The organism is Hymenobacter mellowenesis (assembly GCF_030581005.1).
GTDB lineage: Bacteria > Bacteroidota > Bacteroidia > Cytophagales > Hymenobacteraceae > Hymenobacter > Hymenobacter mellowenesis.
In genome coordinates this window covers 160,711-180,026 of sequence record NZ_JAUQSX010000007.1, presented here as the reverse complement: position 1 = coordinate 180,026, position 19,316 = coordinate 160,711, and the positions used below count along the sequence as shown (strand labels likewise).

The following is a 19,316-nucleotide window of genomic DNA, read 5'->3' as shown; positions in this document are numbered from 1 at the left end:
TGTAGTTAGCGGGGGATGGCCCGGTGGGTGAGCCGGAGGGTGTTGAGGACCAGCTTGAGGTCCGAGGGGGAAGTGTCCAGGTCCCAGGTAAGGGTCACCCAGCAGTACTTCCCGTTCAGGCGGGGCTTGAAGGTCCGGGCCTGGTCCAGGTTGGCGGGAAGGTCCAGAGCTTGTTCCAAGTCCACGGTGGCACTGCCCGGCAATTCCAAGTGGTGCTGGGCCTTTTTGTAGTCGGCCACTACCCGGGTGTTGTCCCCGTACACGGCCCACTTGTCGGCGTAGGAGGCCGGGTACACCACGTCCAGGTCTCCCGTGGCCTGAAAGTCCGTCCGGGCACTGACCCGGTTGAACCCGATGTAGGGAAGTTTGGTGAGGCCCACGGTGGGGGACTGGGCCTGCTGGTCGAGGATGAGGGTGTCAAAGGCCTTTTCCTGCAAGGGTTGGGCGTTGGCCACCACTTCCAGGGTGAGTTCCTGGTCGGGTTGCTGGTAAGAGGTCCGGGACTGTTTCTGAAGGTAGTCCTCCTGCACCCGGTACAGGTCCTTCCCTCTTCCCAGGTAGGCGGTGGGGGTATGGGTGTGTTCCCCGGTCCAGCTCTGGAAGTCCTGCTGCCAAGAGAGGGTGAAGCCCACCTGTTCGGGCAGGGGAGCCACATCGGCCAGGGTAAAGGGAAAGGCGGGTTGGGGCCCAGAGGAAGCGTAGAGGACAATCCCCCCGCTCACGTAGTTGGCCGGAATGGTCAGGGTGATGGTGGTGGGGTTGACCAGGGTGAAGATGACCCCAAACCCCCCGGCATCCGCCCCCACGCACTGGTCCAGGTCCGTGCCGGTGAGGGTGACCGGGGTCAGGACGGGGCCGTAGGGAGGGAAGATGGAGGTGATGACGGGGGTGGGCATACTAGGGGGTTTGGGCGGGGGTGGTGAGTTTGGTGAGCAGGAGCCGGTCCCGGTGGTAGTCCCAGCCCAGGGTGTAACCCGAGTCCAGGCCGGGCTGGTCCGGTACCGGGGTCAGGTGGGTGTCGGCCCACTGCCGGATGCCCTGCTTGGTCAGGTCCTGTAATTCCCACCCGGGGGTGAGCTTCCACACCTTCCGGTGCTGGGTGTCGGGGAAGAAGTGGCCGTAGGGTGTGGTCAGGCCCCACTGCCCCTGGCACCCGGCATAGCCCCCTTCCCCGTCCACCACCAACACCGGGGGTCGGGAGAACACCCCGCCCGTGCCCAGGTACACTTCCCCGTTGGAAGCGGCCTGGGACACCTGTTCGTTGAAGAACCCCTTCCACAGGCCCCGGGAGGTGTGCCAGCCAAAGGTTCCCCCCAGTACAAAGGTCTGGGTGATGGGCCCGTGGGACTTGGGTACGTCCTGGTAATCGTTGGGCAGGAATTGGCGGTAGGCATCCACCTGTTCCCCTTCCACGCTCTGCTGGGAGTAGATGCTCCGGTTGGGGAATTGGGTCACTTCCTCTTCCGTGAGCCCCGTGGGGAAGTACGAGAGGAGCTGGTCCTCGAAGGAGTACTGCCGGTTGTAGCCCGTGGGGTGGCCCAAGGACGGGGAGTAGTTGAGCAGGCCCAGGGGTTTGCTGGTGTCCTCTTCCCAGAGCTTGGGGTACTTGGGGTAGCAGGGCAGGGTGCCCGCTTGGTAATCGGCGTCCCCGGGTTCCCCCACCCTGCGCAGGTAGTGGCGGTAGTTGACGTTGACCGAGGACTCGCACCAGAAGTACTGGAGGGAGCGGGCATCGGCCAGGACCTGGAGGTAGGGCTGGTTGACCACCACGGCAAACTTCCCGAGGAAGGTGTCCCCGCCCCAGAAGGATTGGGTCAGGGCCGTGGGGGAGAGGGACCAGGTGCCCACCCGGTGGTAGGTTCCGTCTTCCACCCGTCCGTACTGGGCGGGATTGGCCGTGGTCAGGTTGTAAAGGAACCGCTGGGTGTCCCCCACCACTTGCAGGTAGGAGGCCCCGTCTACGTTGTTCCCGTTGGCATATACCCCGTCCGTGGCATTGGCTTCCACCTTGTAGTAGGTCTCTGCCTTCCCGTCCCCGTACAGTCGGGTGTTAAAGGACAGATTCTGGGTGGTCTTGAGCAGGACATAGCCCGGGGTTTCGGTGGTGGTCAGGGTCAGGCTCCCGTCCTTGAGGTCGTAGGTGCTCACCCCGGCTTCGTGGTCAATGCCTGCCGGTACCCGGTCGGTGAGGGAAGCCACCAGGGTGCCGGAGTAGGGACCCCCCGAGGGGAAGACGGTCTGGGCCTTGTAGTCCAACAAGAGGTGAAAATAGAGGCCAGTGGAGGCATTGTCCCGTTTCTGGGCCACGTTTACCTGGTCCCCTGCCAACTGGGCCACCCCTTTGATGTACTGGGCAGTGGTGGGTACCTGGCCCAGGATGACGGTTTCCGGGGAGAAAAACCCCAGCAGGTTGGCCCGGTAGGTGGGGTTCTGGTTCTGCCCCGGGGCGTGGCCTGCCCATCCCGATAGCCCGGTGTCCGTGTTCCTGTCCAGGTGCTGCTGGGCAATTCCCTGGGTCAGCACCCGGCTGTTTTCCGGGGTCCGGCTCATCCTGACCAGGTTGAACCCCGTCAGGCCCGGAATCCCATCGGCGGGAAGCAGGGCATGGGCACTGGTAAAGTCGGCCACCACCCCCAGAATCCGCAGGTAGGTCACCCCACCCCGGGTCACCAGCAGGGGTTCCTGTTCCACGGTGGGCATGACGTGGTACCGAACCTTCCCCGTGGGGTAGTCAAACCCGGTAGGGTAGTCATCGGTGGACTGGTAAGTACCCAGGGCTTTGGTGGTGGTGTTGGCCCGGTCCACGTAGCCCACCTCATCCAATTCCTGGGTTCCCGTGCCTACATAATGGGAAGCGGGGATGTGGTAGGCCGTGGTGTCCTGATAGTCCTGGTAAAGGGGACTGAGACCAAAGGCGTAGGTTTCCCCCCGCCGATACCCCCGCAGGGTGGCCGAGGGAAGCTCCCCCTTGTAGTCGAGGAAGTTGTCCCCCACCACAACCTCGGTGATGGTGTAGGTCAGGGTCACCGCATTGGCAAAGGTCTGGAAGGAGAAGTCGGGTCTTCCCTGGGCCTGGAGATTGGAAGCCACCAGAATCCCATCCTTCTGGCTCAGGGTCAGGGCCGAGGTGTAGCGGGTGGGTTGACTCACCAACTCTTCCAATAGGACCTCTTTCTGGTGCTGGGATTCCCCCCGGTAAGTCAGGGTGTACTCCGTCCTTCCATTCAACTGGACCACGGGCAGGGTGTAGGCCGTGAACTGATTCCCGGTGCCCTGGTAGGTGATGATAACAGGCTCCAGAAAGGGGTAGTCGGGGTCCAGGTTGGTGAACCGGACTTGCAGGGCCTTGGTGGTGGGGGTTTGGGGTAGGCCCCCGTCGTACTGGTCCCTACCCACCGCCCGGTTCTCGTCCACCACACTGAGCACTTCCGAGGTGAGGCCAAAACCCGTGGGGTTGGTAGAACGGGTGAGCTGGCGGGCCACCACCTGGTACACCCCCGTGGGCACACTACCCCCGCCTTCCACCTGTTCTAACCACTGGGGAATGGGGAGAGAGGCCGAGGTCATCAGCTTGAGGTTGTTGGCTACGTCCACCGTGGGCGGGGAATCCAGGTTCAGGTAGCGAAGGGGGTTGTACCCATCGGCAAAGTACACTACCCGTTCCCCCTTGAAGTTGAGCTTCCCCTCCACACTAATCCGGTGGGCCAGGGAGAAGTTGAGGTCCGGGTGATTGAGTATGTTCTGGAACTGGTCCTGGCTATCCAACACCGTGACCTGGTGGGTGGTCCCATCCGAGAGGAAGAGGACAATGTCCGGACCCAGGGTGTAGTGTCCTAGGAGTTTGAGGTCTCCAAGGGGGGAGAGGAGTTCCTGTCCGGGTTCGGACTCAATGGTACCCCCCAACCCCCGAATGCCGTTAACCAACCTCCGGTATGTCTGGGAAGGTTGGTCAATGGGGTCAAAGTCGGAGTGCCACCCTTTGGTGAAGTCTGCTTGGTACACTTAGTGGTGGTTGGTAATGTTGTGTAGACCTAACATAATGGTCCAAAACAGGGGTTTATGTTGCGGTTACCCATCATTGGTTACAGGTCTTTGAGTACTTCCCTGAGACCTTCCACCTCCTCGGGAAGTAGGAAGATGGATTGGGGGTCGAGGGCTGTCTGGATGGTGAGGTGTTCCCGCTTGGGGTCCCACTGTACTTCCATGTCCCCTAGGGTGTAGAGGACCTTCCCTCTGGTGAGGAGTTTCTTATGGACTTCCATGTTAGCGGCGGGTAGTACCCCGGGAAGTGCGGTTATAGACCTTCCCCTGGTTCCGGAATCCATGGGCCAGGGGGTTGGTGTCATACCTCAGGTTGAGCCGGTCAGTGGTCTGTCCCTGTACCGTGTGAATGTTGGGCATGTTGGCATTCCCCCGGGCTTCCCACTTCTTCTGGCTCCACTTCTGGTTGCAATACTCGAAGGTGAATTCCCGGTTGGTGAGCTTCCCTTGGAGGGCCAGTTTGGACATGAAGTACCACAGCAGGGCATCCTGGTAGGCAGTATCATCCGGGAATAGGAGGTTGCCCTCTTCATCCACCGGGAAGGCCAGGTAATGGATGGTTACTTCCCCGTCCTTCTTGGCCACAATTAGGCTCCCTAAGGACACCTTGTAGGGGGACATGAACCTGGACTCATCCATGCAGAAGAAGTCCCCGGGAAGGGCCACATAATGGTCAATCACGGGAAGGGTCAGCGACTGCTGGGTGTACTGCCCACTCTCCACACTTCCCCCAATTTCCTGAAGGGCAAACCGGGTCCACTCCACCAGGTCGTGGTAGGGGACTGTCTCCAGGTCCAAATCTCGCTGGATTTTTGAGAAGGCTTGGTCCAGACTAATGTGGCCGTTTATCATGTGAGGGGAATGTATTGCTGTTTATCCTCATTCCACTTGGAGATGATGACCTTTCCTTTAGAATCAGTGAGGTAATTTCCCACAGGGTCACACCCTACTATATAGTGAGGGTGATGGGTGGAGTCCCATTTAGGGATGTCCCGAAGTTTGACCAATTTCACTTGGTAGGAATTTGGGGAAGGGTGAAGGGTTTGGTCTGGAGCCAGGCCCAGATGAGGTCAGCTTCCGTGAGGTGAATGGGAAGGCTCAATGGACTTGGGAATACTGGGTATGGGAATTGGGGGTAGCCTTCAGGGTTTGGGCCAGGGCTCTACTCAGTCCCCGGGAAGGTTGGAAGCAGTAAGGCCTTTTCCCCTTCACCAGGCACTTCTTCTTCCTCCACAGGAACCTCATCCGGAACCCATCCGTGTGTTCATTCAGGAGCTTAATCTTGAGCCCTGTCCTATGGAATTCCCCGTAGTCAAAGGGCAGGTTATCCAGGTTGATGGGTTTCTTGCTCACCTGCAATTCCCCGAGGTAAGCCCCCAGGTTGACCACCTTCCCGTCCAGCAGGGCCTGGGCCATGAGCTTGAGGTAGTGGTGACAGATGGCCTTGTATTCCTTACAGGTCAAGGGGTCCTTCACCACCAGCTCTCCACTCTTCCGGGTCTCGGTGAGGTAGAAGACGTAGGACTTGTCCAGGTTGTGTTCTCCGATGTTTACTCGCATCTTACTTCCCTGTGGAATTAAAGTACTGGTGAAGACCTTGGTAGAGCTTTTCCAACTCTTCCTTACTGAGGGTGACAGATTGGTTCCAATACTCATCCTCCAGGAAGCCTATCCCATCCTTTCCAATGGTGAGGGAAGTGGTGTAGGTAATGGTGGTGTCCGGTTTGTGACTGGTATATAAGGTAATGGTGGTTTCTTCCATGTTGTTGGGTAGGATAGATTAGAGGTGTACAATCTTTTTCCCTGCTTTCTGGGCTTCCTCGAAGAGGTTAAACAGGAATCTGTCACTGTCCCGAAGAGTGGGTTTTTTCCCATGTATGGTCCAGTACTTCTCGTAGAATTCAGCAGGGGTCATCTTATTTCCCTGTTCTGGGGTCTGGTTCATGTCCATCATTGGTTAGGTCAGGAATGGAGGCTTTCAGTATCCTTAGTTCAGTGTCAGCCAGTCCACGGTATAGACCATCGAGGTGAGTTGTCGAAAGTGGGTACTGGAAGCCGTAAGGGTCAAAGGGATTGTCCCGGCCCATGAATACTTCCACTTCATAGGGGTCCTCAAAGACTCCGGTGAGGGAGATGGATTCCAGACCTTGGGAAGAGTAATAGTAGAAGTCCTGTTCATGGAGGATGTACCTGTCACTATTCCCTGTCATCAGGGCTGCCAACTGGTACCGGATGGTTTCCAGACTGGAGTGTTGGGCACTGGGAAGAATGGGATTGGAGCCCACAAAGGAGGGTTTGTTGCCCCACCTGGTATGTAGAAGGGTGGGTACTTTCTTGGTGGACTGATACCCAATGGTTTGCCCCTTCATGGGGAAGGGAAGAGTAGACGGATTCCGGGTCAGGGGAATGGTAATGGTCTGGGAGTGGACAGTACCCACCAACCGTTTCCCATCACTGGCTTCCTGTCTCAGGAGCTTGGACCTCCACATGTCTACCAGGAACTTCCACTCACTTGGGGTAAACACCTGCTCATCAGTCTGTCTTCCAGCCCTTAGACCTTCCAGTGTGCTGATGATTTCCTGAAGTGTGGCCATTAGTAGGGGTGGGTGAGTTTGATGAGAGTTTCCGGGGGTACCAATTCTTCAGCCCCTCCCGGGTGTTCTACCAGGTAATAGCCAAAGTGGGATTGATGGATTATTTCCACAATCATGGTCCTGTCCCGTAATTCAAAAGGTTGGCCCGGAATCCAAGGACCATTGGCTGTCTTAACCTTCCTGAGGGCCAAATCCCCGGCTTGGAAGGTGGTAGTAGTGGGTGGCATACCTAAATAGGATTATACCATACAAAGGTAGCACTAAAAAGGGGTACCGTCACCATCAGGCAGCGGTACCCCCTTCAAGGTGTTAAGCTAGGGAGTTATTCTCCAGCCGGAGGAGTGGTGGCGGTACCGGCCACAAAGGCACGGATAACGGTCTGGGCCTCGGTCAACTGGGCACTACCCACGGGTAGCATGAGGGACACCCGCTGGGCCACTTCCTTGAATCCTTCCAGGTCCCCGGCAATCCGTTTGAGGGGAGTGAGGCGGATGTAGGAGTAGGTGTTGGCGGCACTGGTGATGAGGGTACTCTGACCACGGTCAAAGCTGCGGGGGTCTGTACGACCATAGGCCCCGCTCTCGTACTGCTCCTCGAACAGGACCTGGGCAGCGGTTCCCTGGCCGGGGTCCGGTTTGGTGGTATTGGTCACGGTGTAGGCCTGGCCTTGTCCAAAGGAACCACTGGGAACCAGCTCCGTCACAAAGGTGCGGAAGGAGGTGAAGTCCGGGGTGTCCAGCACACTGCCCGTCGAGGGAGGGGTTTTACCGGTGAGGACCAGGGTCGTACCACCTCCGTTGGAAGCGGTGATGTACTTGGCTGCCACGGCCGGGGCCTGGCCAATGATGCCCGTGGAGTTGATTTTGGCCACAATCTTGTCAATCTCCGCCGTGAGGGTAGACCCGGCAGCAAAGGTGTGGTTGAACAGGCTCACCGAGTCACGGCCCTGTTGGAGTTTGCGGTTGACCTTGTACTCCACCCGGATGGAAACCTGGTCCCCAGCGGCAAAGTTGGAGAAGTCCACCGTGTCCACTTGCTGCACGGGGGCGTTGTAGGCCTGCTCGGTGAAGGCCCCCACCCCGGCCCGGGCAATGTCCGAGCGGGTGATGAGCTGGGAAGGAATGGCCACGGGGGTAGTGCCCGCGTTTACGGCACTGATGACCCTGATACCGGTGGCGGCAGCCCCCCCGGCAGCGGTGGTCAAACGGGTGCCCGTCTGGTCTACCAGGTAGATGTCCCCGGCAGTGGGGGACGTAATACTGCCAGCATTGGTACCGCTGCCAACATAGGCGCGGGAAACAGGAGTAGCCATAACGGACTAGAGAATAGGTGAAAAAGGGATAGGTATTGGGATAAACGGGTTGGGATAGTCCCTTCCCGGGAATAAGGCTTAGGCTTGGCCCCCGGTGAGTTGGGTGCCCCGTTGGATGGACTGTTGGGCCAGTTCCACGGCTCCCAGGACCACCGGGCGGTGGAGTTGGGGGGAGAGGTCGCAGTCCTGGGTGGGGGAAATGGTGGCCGGGTAGAGCAGGACCGTGCCCAGCAGAACCCCCGGGTTGAGGATGGTGGGGGTGGCCACCAGGATGCCTTCCTGGGTGTAGCGGAAGGGGCACAGACTGGGCCGGGGCTTGGTGTGGGGGTTCTGGAGGATAGCTTCCCACTCGTTGTGGGTCACTTCCCGCAGGGAGACCGTTCCCCCCATTCCCCGGACAGAGCCCCGCAGGTGACCCATGAGGAAGTACAAGGAATTCAGGTAAGGCCCCGTGGTTATTCCCACCGGCCGGACCTTGGACAGGTCGTAGAGGCAACTCATTCCCCGGGGATTGGGTTGGATTTCCCCGTCCACCACCAGGCTCCGGAAGTTCTCCGACACCTGGGACGTGGTCTCCAACTCCTTCCTTGCCTGGAGCACCAGGTTGAGGACACTGTCGTTGAGGAAGAGGTCAATCTCCTCCGGGTATATCTTGGGCAGGGAATCCGCATCCACCTTGTCGCAGTGGAGTTGGAATTCCTGGTGCATTTCCAATCGGGTCATGGTCGGAGGTTAGTCTTCCTGGGAAAGGAGGTCTTCCCGACAGGTCATCTGGTGAATCATTTCCCGGTCCACGTAGGTAGAGGCTGGGACTGCTTCCGGGGAGTGTAGGCCACCGGGAATATTCCAGGGCATCCCTTCCATGGGAATAGGAGGCTGGTTAGTGTTGAGGACAGGAATGATAAGGTCCTTGTACTCTTCCAAGAGGGAAGACAGTTGTTGGACCTGTTTTTCCTGTTCTTCTACCCAACCACGGGTGTTATAATTCACTTGGTTTACAGGAGGAAGAATGGAGAGTTGAATTCCCAACATCTTCACTTGGTACTCAATTTCCTGGGCTTTTAAGAGAAGGTCCACTTGTGGAATCCCAGACTGGTGTTGGTAGTTAGAATTGTACACCATTACTTCCGGTCTTTGGCCAGTTTCATAATCTCCAGCTTCACCCCCTGCTTCTGTTTGTCGGAGAGGAAGTCCACCATTTCTTCCAGGGAAGAGGCCAGGGGTTGCCCCTCGACGGTGGTATAGGACTTCCCACGTTGAATGATGGCACCCAGTCGTACCCACTCCCCAATCAGGACCTTTTCCTTGTAGGTCTTGTCCTGGACTTGTTTGAGGAAATAGTCTGGGTTCTTCTCAATGGCTTCCCCCACCTGGCCTTCCAGAGCATCCGGAGACAGGTGACGGGGGTCCTGGCCTTGGGCAAACAGGTAGTCACTGTAGTTGGTGGTGGTCCAGTCCTGAATGAACTGGTAAGCCTTCTTCTTGGAAGAGATGGAGGTGTACTTCTCCTTCACCACATCCTCTTCCTTGATGAGGACATACTCTGCCTGGGGATTGGCCAGGTAAGCAGCCATGCCCACTTCCACCTTCTCCATTTGGGAAGCTACCTTGTACTGGAAGAAGTCAATGGGGTTGGACAGGTCTAGGGTGATGGGCTTGCCCACGGGAAGGGTAATACGGGCCCGGTTGTCCAGGTAGTAGCACTCCTTGACCTTTTCCGGGTTGGTGAGGTCGGGTACAATGGAACTCAGTTGACCTTCCTTGAGGCCCAGCAGGGGTTCCAGCCCACGTTCTTCCTCTGGGGTGAGGCCGGTGGCAAAGTGTCCCCGTTTACTCCCACTCATGGCCGCTTGGGTAAAGTTGGGCCGGGTGTTGGGGAAGGACTTAATCTTAACATCCACGCCACCACCCCCAGCGGTTTTCACCTGCACAGGGGAAGTAGAGGATTTCATGTGTTGGAAGGTCACCAGACCTCCCGGTAATTCAAATGCCATAATATTGTTGGGGTTGGGTTGTAGGTAGGAAGTAGCTCAGGGATGGGGGAAGTACCCTCATTGGATACCTCCCCTTCCTGTAAGTCTGTCGGGGCAAAGTGGGTGCAGTCAGAAACCACACCTACTCCCCAACAACAGCTCTGGCCTAAACCTGAGCAGTAAGTATTAGAGATAAGTGCCTGTTAAGCACCTACTTGGAAAATAAGCTCACCCGCAGTTAGGGGGTTACTCATCTGGACACCAATCTCACACAGTTTGTGGAGTTCATAGCCATCATAACCCGAAGAAGCCCCACGGTTACGCTGGTTACCATTCAGGGTAGGACCCCACAGACCACATACATAGTCCGAGATGTCCATAGCCCCTTTCTTGGCTACCATCCGGATATTCTGTTCCCCTTCAGCAGTGGTGCCAAAGTTGAGCAGGGTAAAGCGGTAAGACTCTACCGGAAGGCCCGTGATGGGGTGTTTGGTACGGAAACGGACAGTGTCGTTGTAGGGCTCAAACTCCGTGATGGTGAGGCTGTTTCCCGAGGGGAATACTACCTTGGTGAACTGACCGTGGAGTTCCAGCTCCTGACCATTCCCACCAATGAAGATGGCCTTTTCCAGGAGTTGTACCCCCAAGGCAATCCGTTTGTCCTGGATGGCGCGGTTGAACTCAATCTTCCCACCTTTCCCGGTGAGGGCCATGAAGTCTACACTACCACCGTACTGGTCAGCACCCCAAGCCAGGTCCAACAGGAAGGTTTCCAGGAACTCGTAGGTGAGGAAGGAATAGGGACGGATGTTGGAGGCTGAAATCTGTTGACGGAGGCCAGCACCCTGGCTCACATAACGGCCATTGGCCCCCTGCACAGTCTCCACACCCGAAGCTGCACCACCGTCTTTGGAGTGGGTGGCATACATCAACAGGCGCTCCTTCTCACGCTCCCAGGCCACCATGTGGGCCCATTCGGCCACCTTGGTCCAGTACTTGGAAGATTCCCCGTTGGGAGCCTTCACCTCAATCACCATGACATCGGTGGCGACACTACGGGTAAAGCCGTAGGTCTGACGAAGGATGGTGAGCTGGTTGACCATCTGCATCCCGGCCTCGAAAGCCGTGGTACCCCCGCGCATGGAGCCTTCTTCCTGGGTGTTGTAGTCCTTGTTGAACTGGGCCCCCAGGGAAATCTGGGAAGGGGCAATGAAGCGGATGGTGGGGTCTACAATCTGGCAGACCAGGACCGTGGCAATCCCGTCCTTGTAGGGCTGCTCCTGTACACGGATTTGGGTACCGTTGTCCGAGTTCAGGACATCCCCCTGCACGAAGTAGGAGTCATTCACGTACACCCGGAAGGTGCTGTGGTTCAGGCCCGGCTGGTTGGAGTTGGCGGTGGCATCCGGAGAGGTCAGGACCACATCCGAGATACGCTCCCGCATACCCATCAGGTCCCACTTCCATTCCCGGTTTTCAATCTCGCGGGTGTTGGACATACCCCCCAGCATGGAGAGGATGGACTTGCTCTGTTTTTGCAGGGCAAAGGTGACCATCTTAGAGGTCTCGTCCGGCTGGGTCAGGTAAGCATTTGACAGGTGTTGGCTGTCGGTAAGCTGTTCCATCCGCAGGTCACGGAGTTTACGGACAACCAAGGGGCTGTCAACTACATTATTCATAGGGTATAGGGATAATTTGGAATAGGGATAAGGGGATAGACTGACCCCTGAATAACCCAGGGGAATAATGGTATAATCCTAATGTTTAGTTGGTTGGAGTGGGCTTGGCTCAGGGCATTCCTTCTTGGGGAATTGGGTCAGGGGAATGGGAAAGAATGGACCTGACCATGTCCACTTCCGGTAGGGTGTTGAGGTATCCCTGTTTGTACTTCAGGAATTTCTCCCGTTGACCCTCTAAGATTTCAGTGACTTCCCTCAGATAATCCAAGGTGTAGTCCAGTAAGTATTCCTCACCGGAAAGGGCGTTGGGGTCATAGGACCTGTTAGCCTGGTATTCCCTCAATTTCTCAAGCCTGTTTCCCAGGTAGGAGCACTCGGGAATGGGACGGATGTAGTGTTCCATCCTTAGTTACCCCAGGGCATTCCCTTGGTGGGAATCTTGTTGGTGTTGGCGGTGGTGACGGTATTCACGGTCTGTCCACCCCCTGTCCGGTCTCCCTTGTTGAAGGCCTTGAGGGAAGCCTGTAATTTGTTGGCCTTGGTGGTCTCCCCTTTCTTGGCTACTACCTCAGTAGGGTCCAGTCCCAGGAAGTCCAGCAATACCCCACTCAGGGCCTTGGTCTTGTCCTTCTGATTGAGCTGGTACTGGGTTTCCCCTTTGGGACCCACAGGCTTGGTCAGGTGGGCAAACAACCCTTTCTTGAGCTGAGGGGTGAGGGGAATCCCGGCCAGGACCTCGGTGCTGTCAATGTCCTTCTGGAGGGTGGTGAGGTAATTCTTGGACTGTTCCTTGGCTTCCTCTTCCTGTTTCAGGACTTGGGCCTTGAAGTCCTCCACCGTCTTGGCTTCCTTGGCCAGCAGGAATTCCTGGGCATCCTTGGCTTCCTCTTCCAGGGCACCGTTGGCTTCCAGTCGGGTAAGTTTCTTGGTAATCTGGGCCTCGGTAAACCCCTGGGCCTGGTATTGACGGGTGAGGAGTTCCTTCTGGGTGTCCTCATCTTCCAGGTCTACATTCTCGTAGGAGAAGGTGGTCTGTTGAAGCCATTCACTGTTGGTGCCCCCACCCTTGATGAAGGCAAGGTAGGCCAGGTGTTCATTGTCGGGAAGGCCGTAGGTGGCCTCAAACTGGGCTTTGATGGTGTCCTGGATTACTTCCTGGAAACCCTCGGGGGAATCCTCGTACTCCTTCTCAGGGTCGGCAACCAGGATACCATCTTCAATAAACCCTTCAGCCACCCCCAGGTAAGAGAACACTTCTGGAGTACCCTCCTTAGTAGGGTCTGGGACTTCCTCCGGTGCCTCCGGCGTTTCCACCTCTGGGTTCTCCGGTGAGCCTGTATCCCCACCTTCCACGGGTTCCGCTTCATCGTAGGGAATACTGTCTACTAGTTCCTGGTCTTTGGGGTCTGGGTCGGCCACCAAAGGCTTGCCATCAACCCCCGTATTGGGAGTCATCTCCCCGAATAAGGTATTCATGCTGTTGGGATAGGATAGAGTGTAATTCCCAACAAAGGTGGTGGTATGTGTAGGACTTAAACAAGTCTGAATGGTACTTTTAGGTGAAGGGGAAGTAGGGGCTTGCTTACCTTCCTAGAGGGCTGTGAGCCGGGGACCGGTGGGAACCGGGGTTAGCTTACGGCGGGGGAGTTTGGAGCTGTACATCATCCCTTTTCCATTGGGGGTGCTGATGCGCCCATTGGGGTAGATGTTTCGGCCATCGGGCAGCTTTCTCCCTTTAATCCCCGACCTGGTGGTGAACTCCGGGTAGTCACCCAAGCCATCCTCGTAGACCTCATCCGTAGTGTCATACCCGTAAGCCTTATCTAGAGCATCTGTCAGGTCTACCGACTGGGTGTATTTCTTGGTCACGGGAATTGTGGACTTAGTTGGGGAGGATGCCGGGGAACTTCCCTGCCGGGTTTTGGCAATGTCCCCACCGGGAAGCCCGTTCACCACTTCCTTGGAAACCTTCCGGACAATAGCCTTGGGGGTTGACTTCCCCTGGAATTGGTTAAAGGCCTTCTGGGTCTCACTTCCCCAAGCCCCATCCACCTTCAGGTTAGCCCCCATACTGTTCAACTTCCGTTGGTAGGCAGCCACCGCCTCTGTGCCCCCCTTCACCAGTTCACCCCCAGAGGAAGTAGGAGAGAGGGATGGCATCTTGTAAGATGGAGAAGGGTTTTCTGCCAACACCTGGTCCATTTCCCCATCACTGGGAATAGGAGTAGGCTTGACGGTGGGTTCAGGGGTTTCCCCTTGGTAGGCGGAGGTGGAAGTCTTCAGCTTTCGCTTGGTGGGAGGGTTGGGGTTGGGCATGACAGATTGGGTTCCCTGGGAATAGGTGGGACGTTGGCGTTTGGGGTCCTGGCCCACCCCGTACCGGACGGGGGTAACCTGGGTGGTGTTGTAGTCCGGGAGATGTTCATACCCCGGGACCGTGCTTTGGCGGGTGCTGACCCGGTGGCCCACACTGGCAGGGGGCGGGTTGGGGACCAAGGGAATAGGGGAAAGGATTTGGGGGAGGGGAACAGGGGTAGACTGCACCCCGGTTTTCCTTGGGGAAAGTTTGCCCACCCGGGGAACCGGGGAATGGAAAGTGGGCAGGGGAAGAGCCAAGGGGGAGAACCCGGCCTTGTCCCTTAGGTAGGAGTCCCCACCCAGCCGGGTGTAGTAGCCCTCACTGGTATTCCCCAAACCCCGGCGCTTCCACTTGGTGGGAAGGTCCTCCATTACTTCCCGGGAGAAGGCTTGGGTTTGAGCTTCACCAACTTGACCTGGGTTTCCCGGTCCTTGGCATTTTCCTGGGTTTGGTGGGCCAGGGTGGAGGCATGGAGCTGGAGCTGTAACTTCCTCTCCGCTTCCTTATTCCGGTTGTCCTGGGCCAGTTTTGCCTTCTCCGTGGCCTGTTTGGTGGCCAGGTCCTTGGCTTTGAGGGCTAGTTCCTTTTCCTTGGTCTGTTTGTCTACCTTCTGGGAAGTGAGGTCCAATTTCTTGTTGTGGTCCTGCTGGTCCTGTTCCCGGGTGAACTGGGCATGTTTCAGGTTAACTTCCGCTGATTTCTGGGCCACCTTCTCCGCTTCCAGGTCCAGCTTCCGCATGGTGGCCTGGTGTTGGAGACCGGTCTTCTGGAGGTCGGCACTGGCCTTCTGGTTTTGGGCCACTAGGGAAGCATTGTGGGCACTCATCTTCAGGGCCAGCTCTGCCTGTTGGATGGGGTCAGCTATTCCATCCCCATCCACATCACTGGGACCGTCCTTGCCCTTGAGGGAAGAGATGGTGGCCACCTGAATCTTGTTCTGCCTATCCAACTCCTTCTGTTGGTTCTCATTATTCCAGGTCATCTGGAGGGTTTGTTGGCGTATCCCTTCCAATTCCTTGGCCTGGTCCGAGGCTGCTTTCTGGGAAGCCTGCTGGTTTTCCTGCATGGTCTGTTCCCCTACCTTCATGGCAGCCACCATTTGTTCCGGGGACTTGGCCTTGATGGCTTCCGCAATACTGGACATGGGGAGGAGTCCCTTCTGGGCAGCGGCCATGAAGTACTGTTTGACTTCCTGGAGTTCGGACCAGTCCTTGGAAGAGTTGGAGAGGAAGACCCCGTAGTGGGAATCAGGGAAGGTTTCCCCGTCCACGTTGAGGACATTGTACACCTCGTCCACCACCAAGGGGAGGGTAGTCCCATCCTTGTAGGCTTCTTTGGCCACTTCCACCAACATGGTGAGCACTTCCCCCTTAACCAGGTTGTGGTTATAGAACCAGGGCTCGGTGACCATGGCGGAGTTGTTTACCGCCTGGGTAACCCCGGTGGCAGACTCACTGGCCTTCACATCCCCTTCCCGTTGACGAGAGACCCCGGTCAGGGCATCAATCCGGGCCTCAATCTGGGCCAGTACACCAAGGAGGGCATTAATCCATCCCCCGTTGTTGGAGAGGTTGATTTCCTGCATCATGTTCCCCCCAGCATTCCCTAGAGGTCTACCATTGGGACCCTCGGCCATGGAATTGTAGAACTGAATGCCCACCGTTTCCCCGTAGTAGAGGAACTGGTTCATGGACATGGCATTGGGTCCCGTGGTGGGGAGCATGGCCACGTCATAGAGCATTCTAGAGCCCTTGTATTTGGCAATTTCCATCTCCAACTTCCACCAGGTAATCATGTAGGAGAACTGGTCCTCCTTCACCAGGTCCACAATGGAGGTGGCCTTACTATTCCGGTTGTTGTGGATGAAGCCCACCCAGGGCAGGTAGCCCATCTGGAATTCCAGGGGCCGTACATCCACCACGGTATCCCTTCCTATGCGGGTACCCGTCCAAATTTCTTCCTGCCATTCCCATTCCACGGTAGCCCCCGTGAGGGCCATGGATTTAGGAATAGTGAAGGAGTCATCCACGGTGGTCTTCTGCCATTCCCCGGTGGTCGGGTCAGGATAGGAGAAGAACCCTACCTTCTTCCAACTCCTCCAGCAGCAGGTCTGCACCATCACCCCGTTGTGGGGCCTCAGGGCATTCACCGTGGGGGAATAGAGGTCCACAAACAGGGCCTGGGAATTGAAGCCATTGAAGTATTGGGACAGGGAGCCATCATCCAGATTATCCAGCTCCCCATCACTGAGGAATTCTTGGTATAGGTCCATCACCTGGGTAGGGTAGAGCCACCGCTCCTCCACTCCCCACTCGGCCTTGTGGGTCCATTGTAGGTCCTCACTGTAGGGGAAGCGGAAGTTGAGGGGGTTGGTTACCCGTAGGTCAGGGTCTCCCTTTACAATACCCACATACCCATATTCCTCAGAGGTAATAAGAGCATCAGTAAACATCTGGTTAAACTTCTGGGGAAGTTGTTTGGCCTTAATGAGGTACTCCAAAATCTGATTAGCTGTCACCTCTCTGGGGTCCAGGTATTCAGATTTCATGTACTTCTCAATGGCCTTGGGAATCTTGACACCCTGTTGAGCCAACTCTTCTTCACTTCCTGTTCCCCCAGCTTGGATATTCTGGTACATGGCTGTGAAGTATTCCCCCACCAGTCTCCGCTTTTCCTCAGCCCGGGCCGTCATCACCCCACCCCCCATACCTCGCGCCATCCAGTTGAAGGGCCTCATCATTTCTTCAGCGGTTAGCCGGTCAATCTTGGGCCCAATCAGGTTCTTCATCACCAACTGAGCCGGGTTACCCCCAAACTCACCCCCTAATCCGAGGGAATCGGTGACATACTCAAACTGGGCCGGGTCAATGATGGAGTTCTTCAGGTTGTAGTTCACCTGCTTCTCCTGCTTGGAATTCCGCCCGTTGGCCATTTCCTGGTACCCCTGGGAAGTGAAGTACATCACACAGTCCTTTTTCCACTGCTCGGTCTTCTGGGCACTGGTCAGCTTCTGCCGGGGGCGGGTGAACCCGTTGGTGGTGGAGGTAGAAGGGAAGGGACTAGCGGCCATTGGGAGGTAGGAAGGTGTGCTGGGGCTTCCTCATCTGGGGAGATGGGGAACGGGGAGAATACCCGGAAGTGTGGTTGGTGAAGAACTTCCTCCCGGCAAATACACTGGGGGCCTGTTCTTTCTGGGGAGTGAGTTCTACTGTTTCCAGTTGGACTGACTGGGTAACGGCACAGCAAAAGGCGATTACCCGGTCAAAGTTACCATCATCGTTGTAGGCTATCAGCTCCTTGAGCAGGCCCTCACTGTAGATGTACTGAAGTTGTAGCTTACCCTGCCCATTGACCTGTTTCCTGAGGAAGTCATCCCCGTGTTGGAGGAGTTCATTCTTGACCTTCTTGTTCCCCACGTACACCCCGTAGGAAGAGTTGGAGTCCTTAACCCGGTTACTGATAACCCCCGGGGTGAAGGCTAGAAGGTGGAGCTTGTGCCTATTCTCCAGGAATCCCTTGAACTGGTTGACGTTGGACTCATACAAGCACTCATGGGAGTTGTAGTACTCAATCAGGTTCATGCAGTTGGTGTAGAACTCCGTGGTTCCACTGTCCGGCCTACCTGTGTACTCAGCCACAATCCGGTCATACCCTCCATTCTCCAGACACCCCCGCTCGATGACAAACAGGGAACCAATGGAGATGGAGTTCAGGGCCTCTTCCTTCTCATAGGGGTCTAGTCCGGAGGCATAGTGGCCATAGCTCAGGCCCGGCTTGGGGTGTTCCCAAATGTGGGTAGCTCCCTCGGTTTCCACATCCCGGGACTTCTGGTTGTCATTGTCCCCCCTTCGGATGGGGTACCCCGGCATCCGGAGTTCACCGGTAAGGTCTGGTTTGAAGGTCAGTTTCCCCTCCCCATCTCGGACAATCCACCCCAGTTTTCCCTTCACATGGGACTCGGTGGAAGTCTGGACCAACCCCAGTTGTTCCTTGAGCTGGGCAATAGGGAATTTATTGGAGTTGGTGATGAGGAATACCTCAGAAGGAACCAGGGGACGGTTTTCCAATTCCTTGGAATAGGCTGTGGTATCCTTGCCATTCTTCAGCCTTTCCCTTTCCCGTAAACACTTGGCAATGGACTTGGCCTCATCAATCAGGCCGGTTTCCTTGTCCAGGAACTCGTTGTCAGCCTTGTAGAAGGGAAGGAAAAAGCCCTGGGATTTGGGGGAATTCTCGTACTCATCCTGGAAGACCACACAGTTGTACTGCTCGGGGTCATAGAACACGGCCTGGACCTGTTCCGTGGCCCCACCAGTCATGTCCCCACCCGTACCCATCATGTAGATGGTACCAATGAGGACCCCGGACTCGGACATACAGTCCTTTAGGGCCCCCAGACTTTCCAATAGGTTACCAAAGAAGCCCACTTCCTCCAGGAAAGCCCTGCCTGGACGGGAGCCGTTACCTGCTAGAGGGTTGTCATTGAAGGACCGGTGGAGAATCTGGCTACCAGACCCTTTCCACTCTGTCATCCCGGCCTTTTTGGACTTATACCGGGAGATGGCTGCTTCCCCGGGTTCAAAACTCCCGGTGTACTTCTTGGAAAAAGGAGGTGGAGTTACCCTTCCCTCACTGCTCTCGTACTTCCCGGGTAGGTATTTAAGCCCTTCCTGGACCTTGTTGAGCAGGGCCTTGGAGTAGAAGGTGTCAATGGCTCCCACCAAGGTCTCCGAGGCCTGGATTTCCCCATTCCGCTGGTCCTGAAAGTAGGCATCATAGTCTGTGTACCCATCAAATAACCAGTTGTGGGCTATCAGGCAGGAAGCACGGTAAGACTTCCCGGTACCCCGGCTCTGAAGGTCTACAAAGTTGAGGTTGGTGTTGAGGTACAGGGGTTTTCCCAGCCCCTTGTCCCGGGTCATTCTCAAGTACTTCCTAGCAGGGATGTACTTCTTCAGGGACCCGTCTTTCCGGGTGCAGGAAGGCCTGATGACCTCATGGAGGGTATCCCCGTCCTTGAAGTCCCTTACCGCCCGGTGGCAGGTGTATTCCTCGTCTTCCTCAAACCCCGAAAACCCAATGGCCTCGGTGTAGTGGTACATCATTTCCCATTCCACCACCCGGAAGAAGGGCTTGAGAATCTTCTTGGCCTTGGAGTACACGCTCACGGCCACCTTGATGTGCCAGAAGTTGAGGTAGAAGTAGAGTTGGGGAGGGCACCAGACCCCATTTACCCAAACCCCTTCAATACACTTCCGCTTTTCCGTCTTCCAGAAGTCGATGTAGCCCTTACTTCCCGGGCGGAGGGAGGGTATGGTAGAGAGTACCCAGTCTTTACGTTGGAGTGTGTGCATAAAA

General features: G+C 56.5%; 17 protein-coding genes. All 17 read right to left on the bottom strand.

Going from position 1 to position 19,316, the window contains the following annotated elements:
• Window positions 1-5: 5 nt before the first annotated feature.
• The 17 genes from Q5H92_RS14770 to Q5H92_RS14690 all read right to left on the bottom strand — a co-directional run bounded on the left by Q5H92_RS14770 (window position 6) and on the right by Q5H92_RS14690 (window position 19,312).
• On the bottom strand, window positions 6-896 hold the full coding sequence (locus Q5H92_RS14770; RefSeq protein WP_305012309.1) for an IPT/TIG domain-containing protein: 891 nt from the start codon (window positions 894-896) through the stop codon (window positions 6-8).
• Window position 897: 1 nt separating this feature from the next.
• Window positions 898-4,002 carry a hypothetical protein gene (locus Q5H92_RS14765; protein ID WP_305012308.1) on the bottom strand — a complete coding sequence of 1,035 codons (3,105 nt, stop codon included), beginning with the start codon at window positions 4,000-4,002 and terminating at the stop codon, window positions 898-900.
• Window positions 4,003-4,082: 80 nt separating this feature from the next.
• Complete coding sequence (locus Q5H92_RS14760) at window positions 4,083-4,205, bottom strand: hypothetical protein (RefSeq protein ID WP_305012307.1); 123 nt, start codon at window positions 4,203-4,205, stop codon at window positions 4,083-4,085.
• A gap of 58 nt (window positions 4,206-4,263) precedes the next feature.
• Window positions 4,264-4,893: a hypothetical protein gene (locus tag Q5H92_RS14755; RefSeq protein ID WP_305012305.1), complete on the bottom strand. Its 630-nt coding sequence runs from the start codon at window positions 4,891-4,893 to the stop codon at window positions 4,264-4,266.
• Window positions 4,894-5,139: 246 nt separating this feature from the next.
• On the bottom strand, window positions 5,140-5,601 hold the full coding sequence (locus Q5H92_RS14750; RefSeq protein WP_305012304.1) for a hypothetical protein: 462 nt from the start codon (window positions 5,599-5,601) through the stop codon (window positions 5,140-5,142).
• Window position 5,602: 1 nt separating this feature from the next.
• Window positions 5,603-5,803: a hypothetical protein gene (locus Q5H92_RS14745; RefSeq protein ID WP_305012303.1), complete on the bottom strand. Its 201-nt coding sequence runs from the start codon at window positions 5,801-5,803 to the stop codon at window positions 5,603-5,605.
• A 154-nt stretch (window positions 5,804-5,957) separates the two neighbouring features.
• On the bottom strand, window positions 5,958-6,635 hold the full coding sequence (locus tag Q5H92_RS14740; RefSeq protein WP_305012302.1) for a hypothetical protein: 678 nt from the start codon (window positions 6,633-6,635) through the stop codon (window positions 5,958-5,960).
• Window positions 6,636-6,957: 322 nt separating this feature from the next.
• Window positions 6,958-7,947, bottom strand: a complete 990-nt coding sequence (locus Q5H92_RS14735; RefSeq protein ID WP_305012301.1) for a hypothetical protein — start codon at window positions 7,945-7,947, stop codon at window positions 6,958-6,960.
• Window positions 7,948-8,025: 78 nt separating this feature from the next.
• The gene (locus Q5H92_RS14730; protein WP_305012300.1) at window positions 8,026-8,670 is read right to left on the bottom strand and encodes a hypothetical protein; all 645 of its coding nucleotides are present in this window, start codon (window positions 8,668-8,670) and stop codon (window positions 8,026-8,028) included.
• Between the two features lie 9 nt (window positions 8,671-8,679).
• Window positions 8,680-9,024, bottom strand: a complete 345-nt coding sequence (locus Q5H92_RS14725) for a hypothetical protein (protein ID WP_305012299.1) — start codon at window positions 9,022-9,024, stop codon at window positions 8,680-8,682.
• 44 nt (window positions 9,025-9,068) lie between these two features.
• Entirely contained in the window at window positions 9,069-9,899 is an 831-nt protein-coding gene (locus Q5H92_RS14720) for a hypothetical protein (protein ID WP_305012298.1), read from the bottom strand.
• A gap of 224 nt (window positions 9,900-10,123) precedes the next feature.
• Window positions 10,124-11,545, bottom strand: coding sequence for a hypothetical protein (locus tag Q5H92_RS14715; RefSeq protein ID WP_305012297.1), 1,422 nt, complete (start codon window positions 11,543-11,545; stop codon window positions 10,124-10,126).
• 163 nt (window positions 11,546-11,708) lie between these two features.
• Complete coding sequence (locus tag Q5H92_RS14710; RefSeq protein ID WP_305012296.1) at window positions 11,709-12,002, bottom strand: hypothetical protein; 294 nt, start codon at window positions 12,000-12,002, stop codon at window positions 11,709-11,711.
• Window positions 12,003-12,004: 2 nt separating this feature from the next.
• Entirely contained in the window at window positions 12,005-12,853 is an 849-nt protein-coding gene (locus Q5H92_RS14705) for a hypothetical protein (RefSeq protein ID WP_305012295.1), read from the bottom strand.
• A gap of 336 nt (window positions 12,854-13,189) precedes the next feature.
• Window positions 13,190-13,915 (bottom strand): peptidoglycan-binding domain-containing protein, encoded by a 726-nt coding sequence (locus Q5H92_RS14700; protein WP_305012294.1) that lies wholly within the window; start codon window positions 13,913-13,915, stop codon window positions 13,190-13,192.
• Window positions 13,916-14,328: 413 nt separating this feature from the next.
• Window positions 14,329-17,028 (bottom strand): coiled-coil domain-containing protein, encoded by a 2,700-nt coding sequence (locus tag Q5H92_RS14695; RefSeq protein ID WP_305012293.1) that lies wholly within the window; start codon window positions 17,026-17,028, stop codon window positions 14,329-14,331.
• Window positions 17,018-19,312, bottom strand: a complete 2,295-nt coding sequence (locus Q5H92_RS14690; RefSeq protein ID WP_305012292.1) for a hypothetical protein — start codon at window positions 19,310-19,312, stop codon at window positions 17,018-17,020. Before Q5H92_RS14690 ends, Q5H92_RS14695 begins: the two co-directional genes overlap by 11 nt.
• Between the last annotated feature and the right edge of the window lie 4 nt (window positions 19,313-19,316).

Bases quoted from the DNA above. Each gene is read 5' to 3' on its own strand.
- Q5H92_RS14770 (WP_305012309.1), bottom strand. From the start codon at position 896: ATGCCCACCCCCGTCATCACCTCCATCTTCCCTCCCTACGGCCCCGTC.
- Q5H92_RS14695 (WP_305012293.1), bottom strand. From the start codon at position 17,028: ATGGCCGCTAGTCCCTTCCCTTCTACCTCCACCACCAACGGGTTCACC.
- Q5H92_RS14710 (WP_305012296.1), bottom strand. From the start codon at position 12,002: ATGGAACACTACATCCGTCCCATTCCCGAGTGCTCCTACCTGGGAAAC.
- Q5H92_RS14740 (WP_305012302.1), bottom strand. From the start codon at position 6,635: ATGGCCACACTTCAGGAAATCATCAGCACACTGGAAGGTCTAAGGGCT.
- Q5H92_RS14720 (WP_305012298.1), bottom strand. From the start codon at position 9,899: ATGAAATCCTCTACTTCCCCTGTGCAGGTGAAAACCGCTGGGGGTGGT.
- Q5H92_RS14745 (WP_305012303.1), bottom strand. From the start codon at position 5,803: ATGGAAGAAACCACCATTACCTTATATACCAGTCACAAACCGGACACC.
- Q5H92_RS14700 (WP_305012294.1), bottom strand. From the start codon at position 13,915: ATGCCCAACCCCAACCCTCCCACCAAGCGAAAGCTGAAGACTTCCACC.
- Q5H92_RS14760 (WP_305012307.1), bottom strand. From the start codon at position 4,205: ATGGAAGTACAGTGGGACCCCAAGCGGGAACACCTCACCATCCAGACA.
- Q5H92_RS14690 (WP_305012292.1), bottom strand. From the start codon at position 19,312: ATGCACACACTCCAACGTAAAGACTGGGTACTCTCTACCATACCCTCC.
- Q5H92_RS14755 (WP_305012305.1), bottom strand. From the start codon at position 4,893: ATGATAAACGGCCACATTAGTCTGGACCAAGCCTTCTCAAAAATCCAG.
- Q5H92_RS14715 (WP_305012297.1), bottom strand. From the start codon at position 11,545: ATGGAACAGCTTACCGACAGCCAACACCTGTCAAATGCTTACCTGACC.
- Q5H92_RS14750 (WP_305012304.1), bottom strand. From the start codon at position 5,601: ATGCGAGTAAACATCGGAGAACACAACCTGGACAAGTCCTACGTCTTC.
- Q5H92_RS14730 (WP_305012300.1), bottom strand. From the start codon at position 8,670: ATGACCCGATTGGAAATGCACCAGGAATTCCAACTCCACTGCGACAAG.
- Q5H92_RS14735 (WP_305012301.1), bottom strand. From the start codon at position 7,947: ATGGCTACTCCTGTTTCCCGCGCCTATGTTGGCAGCGGTACCAATGCT.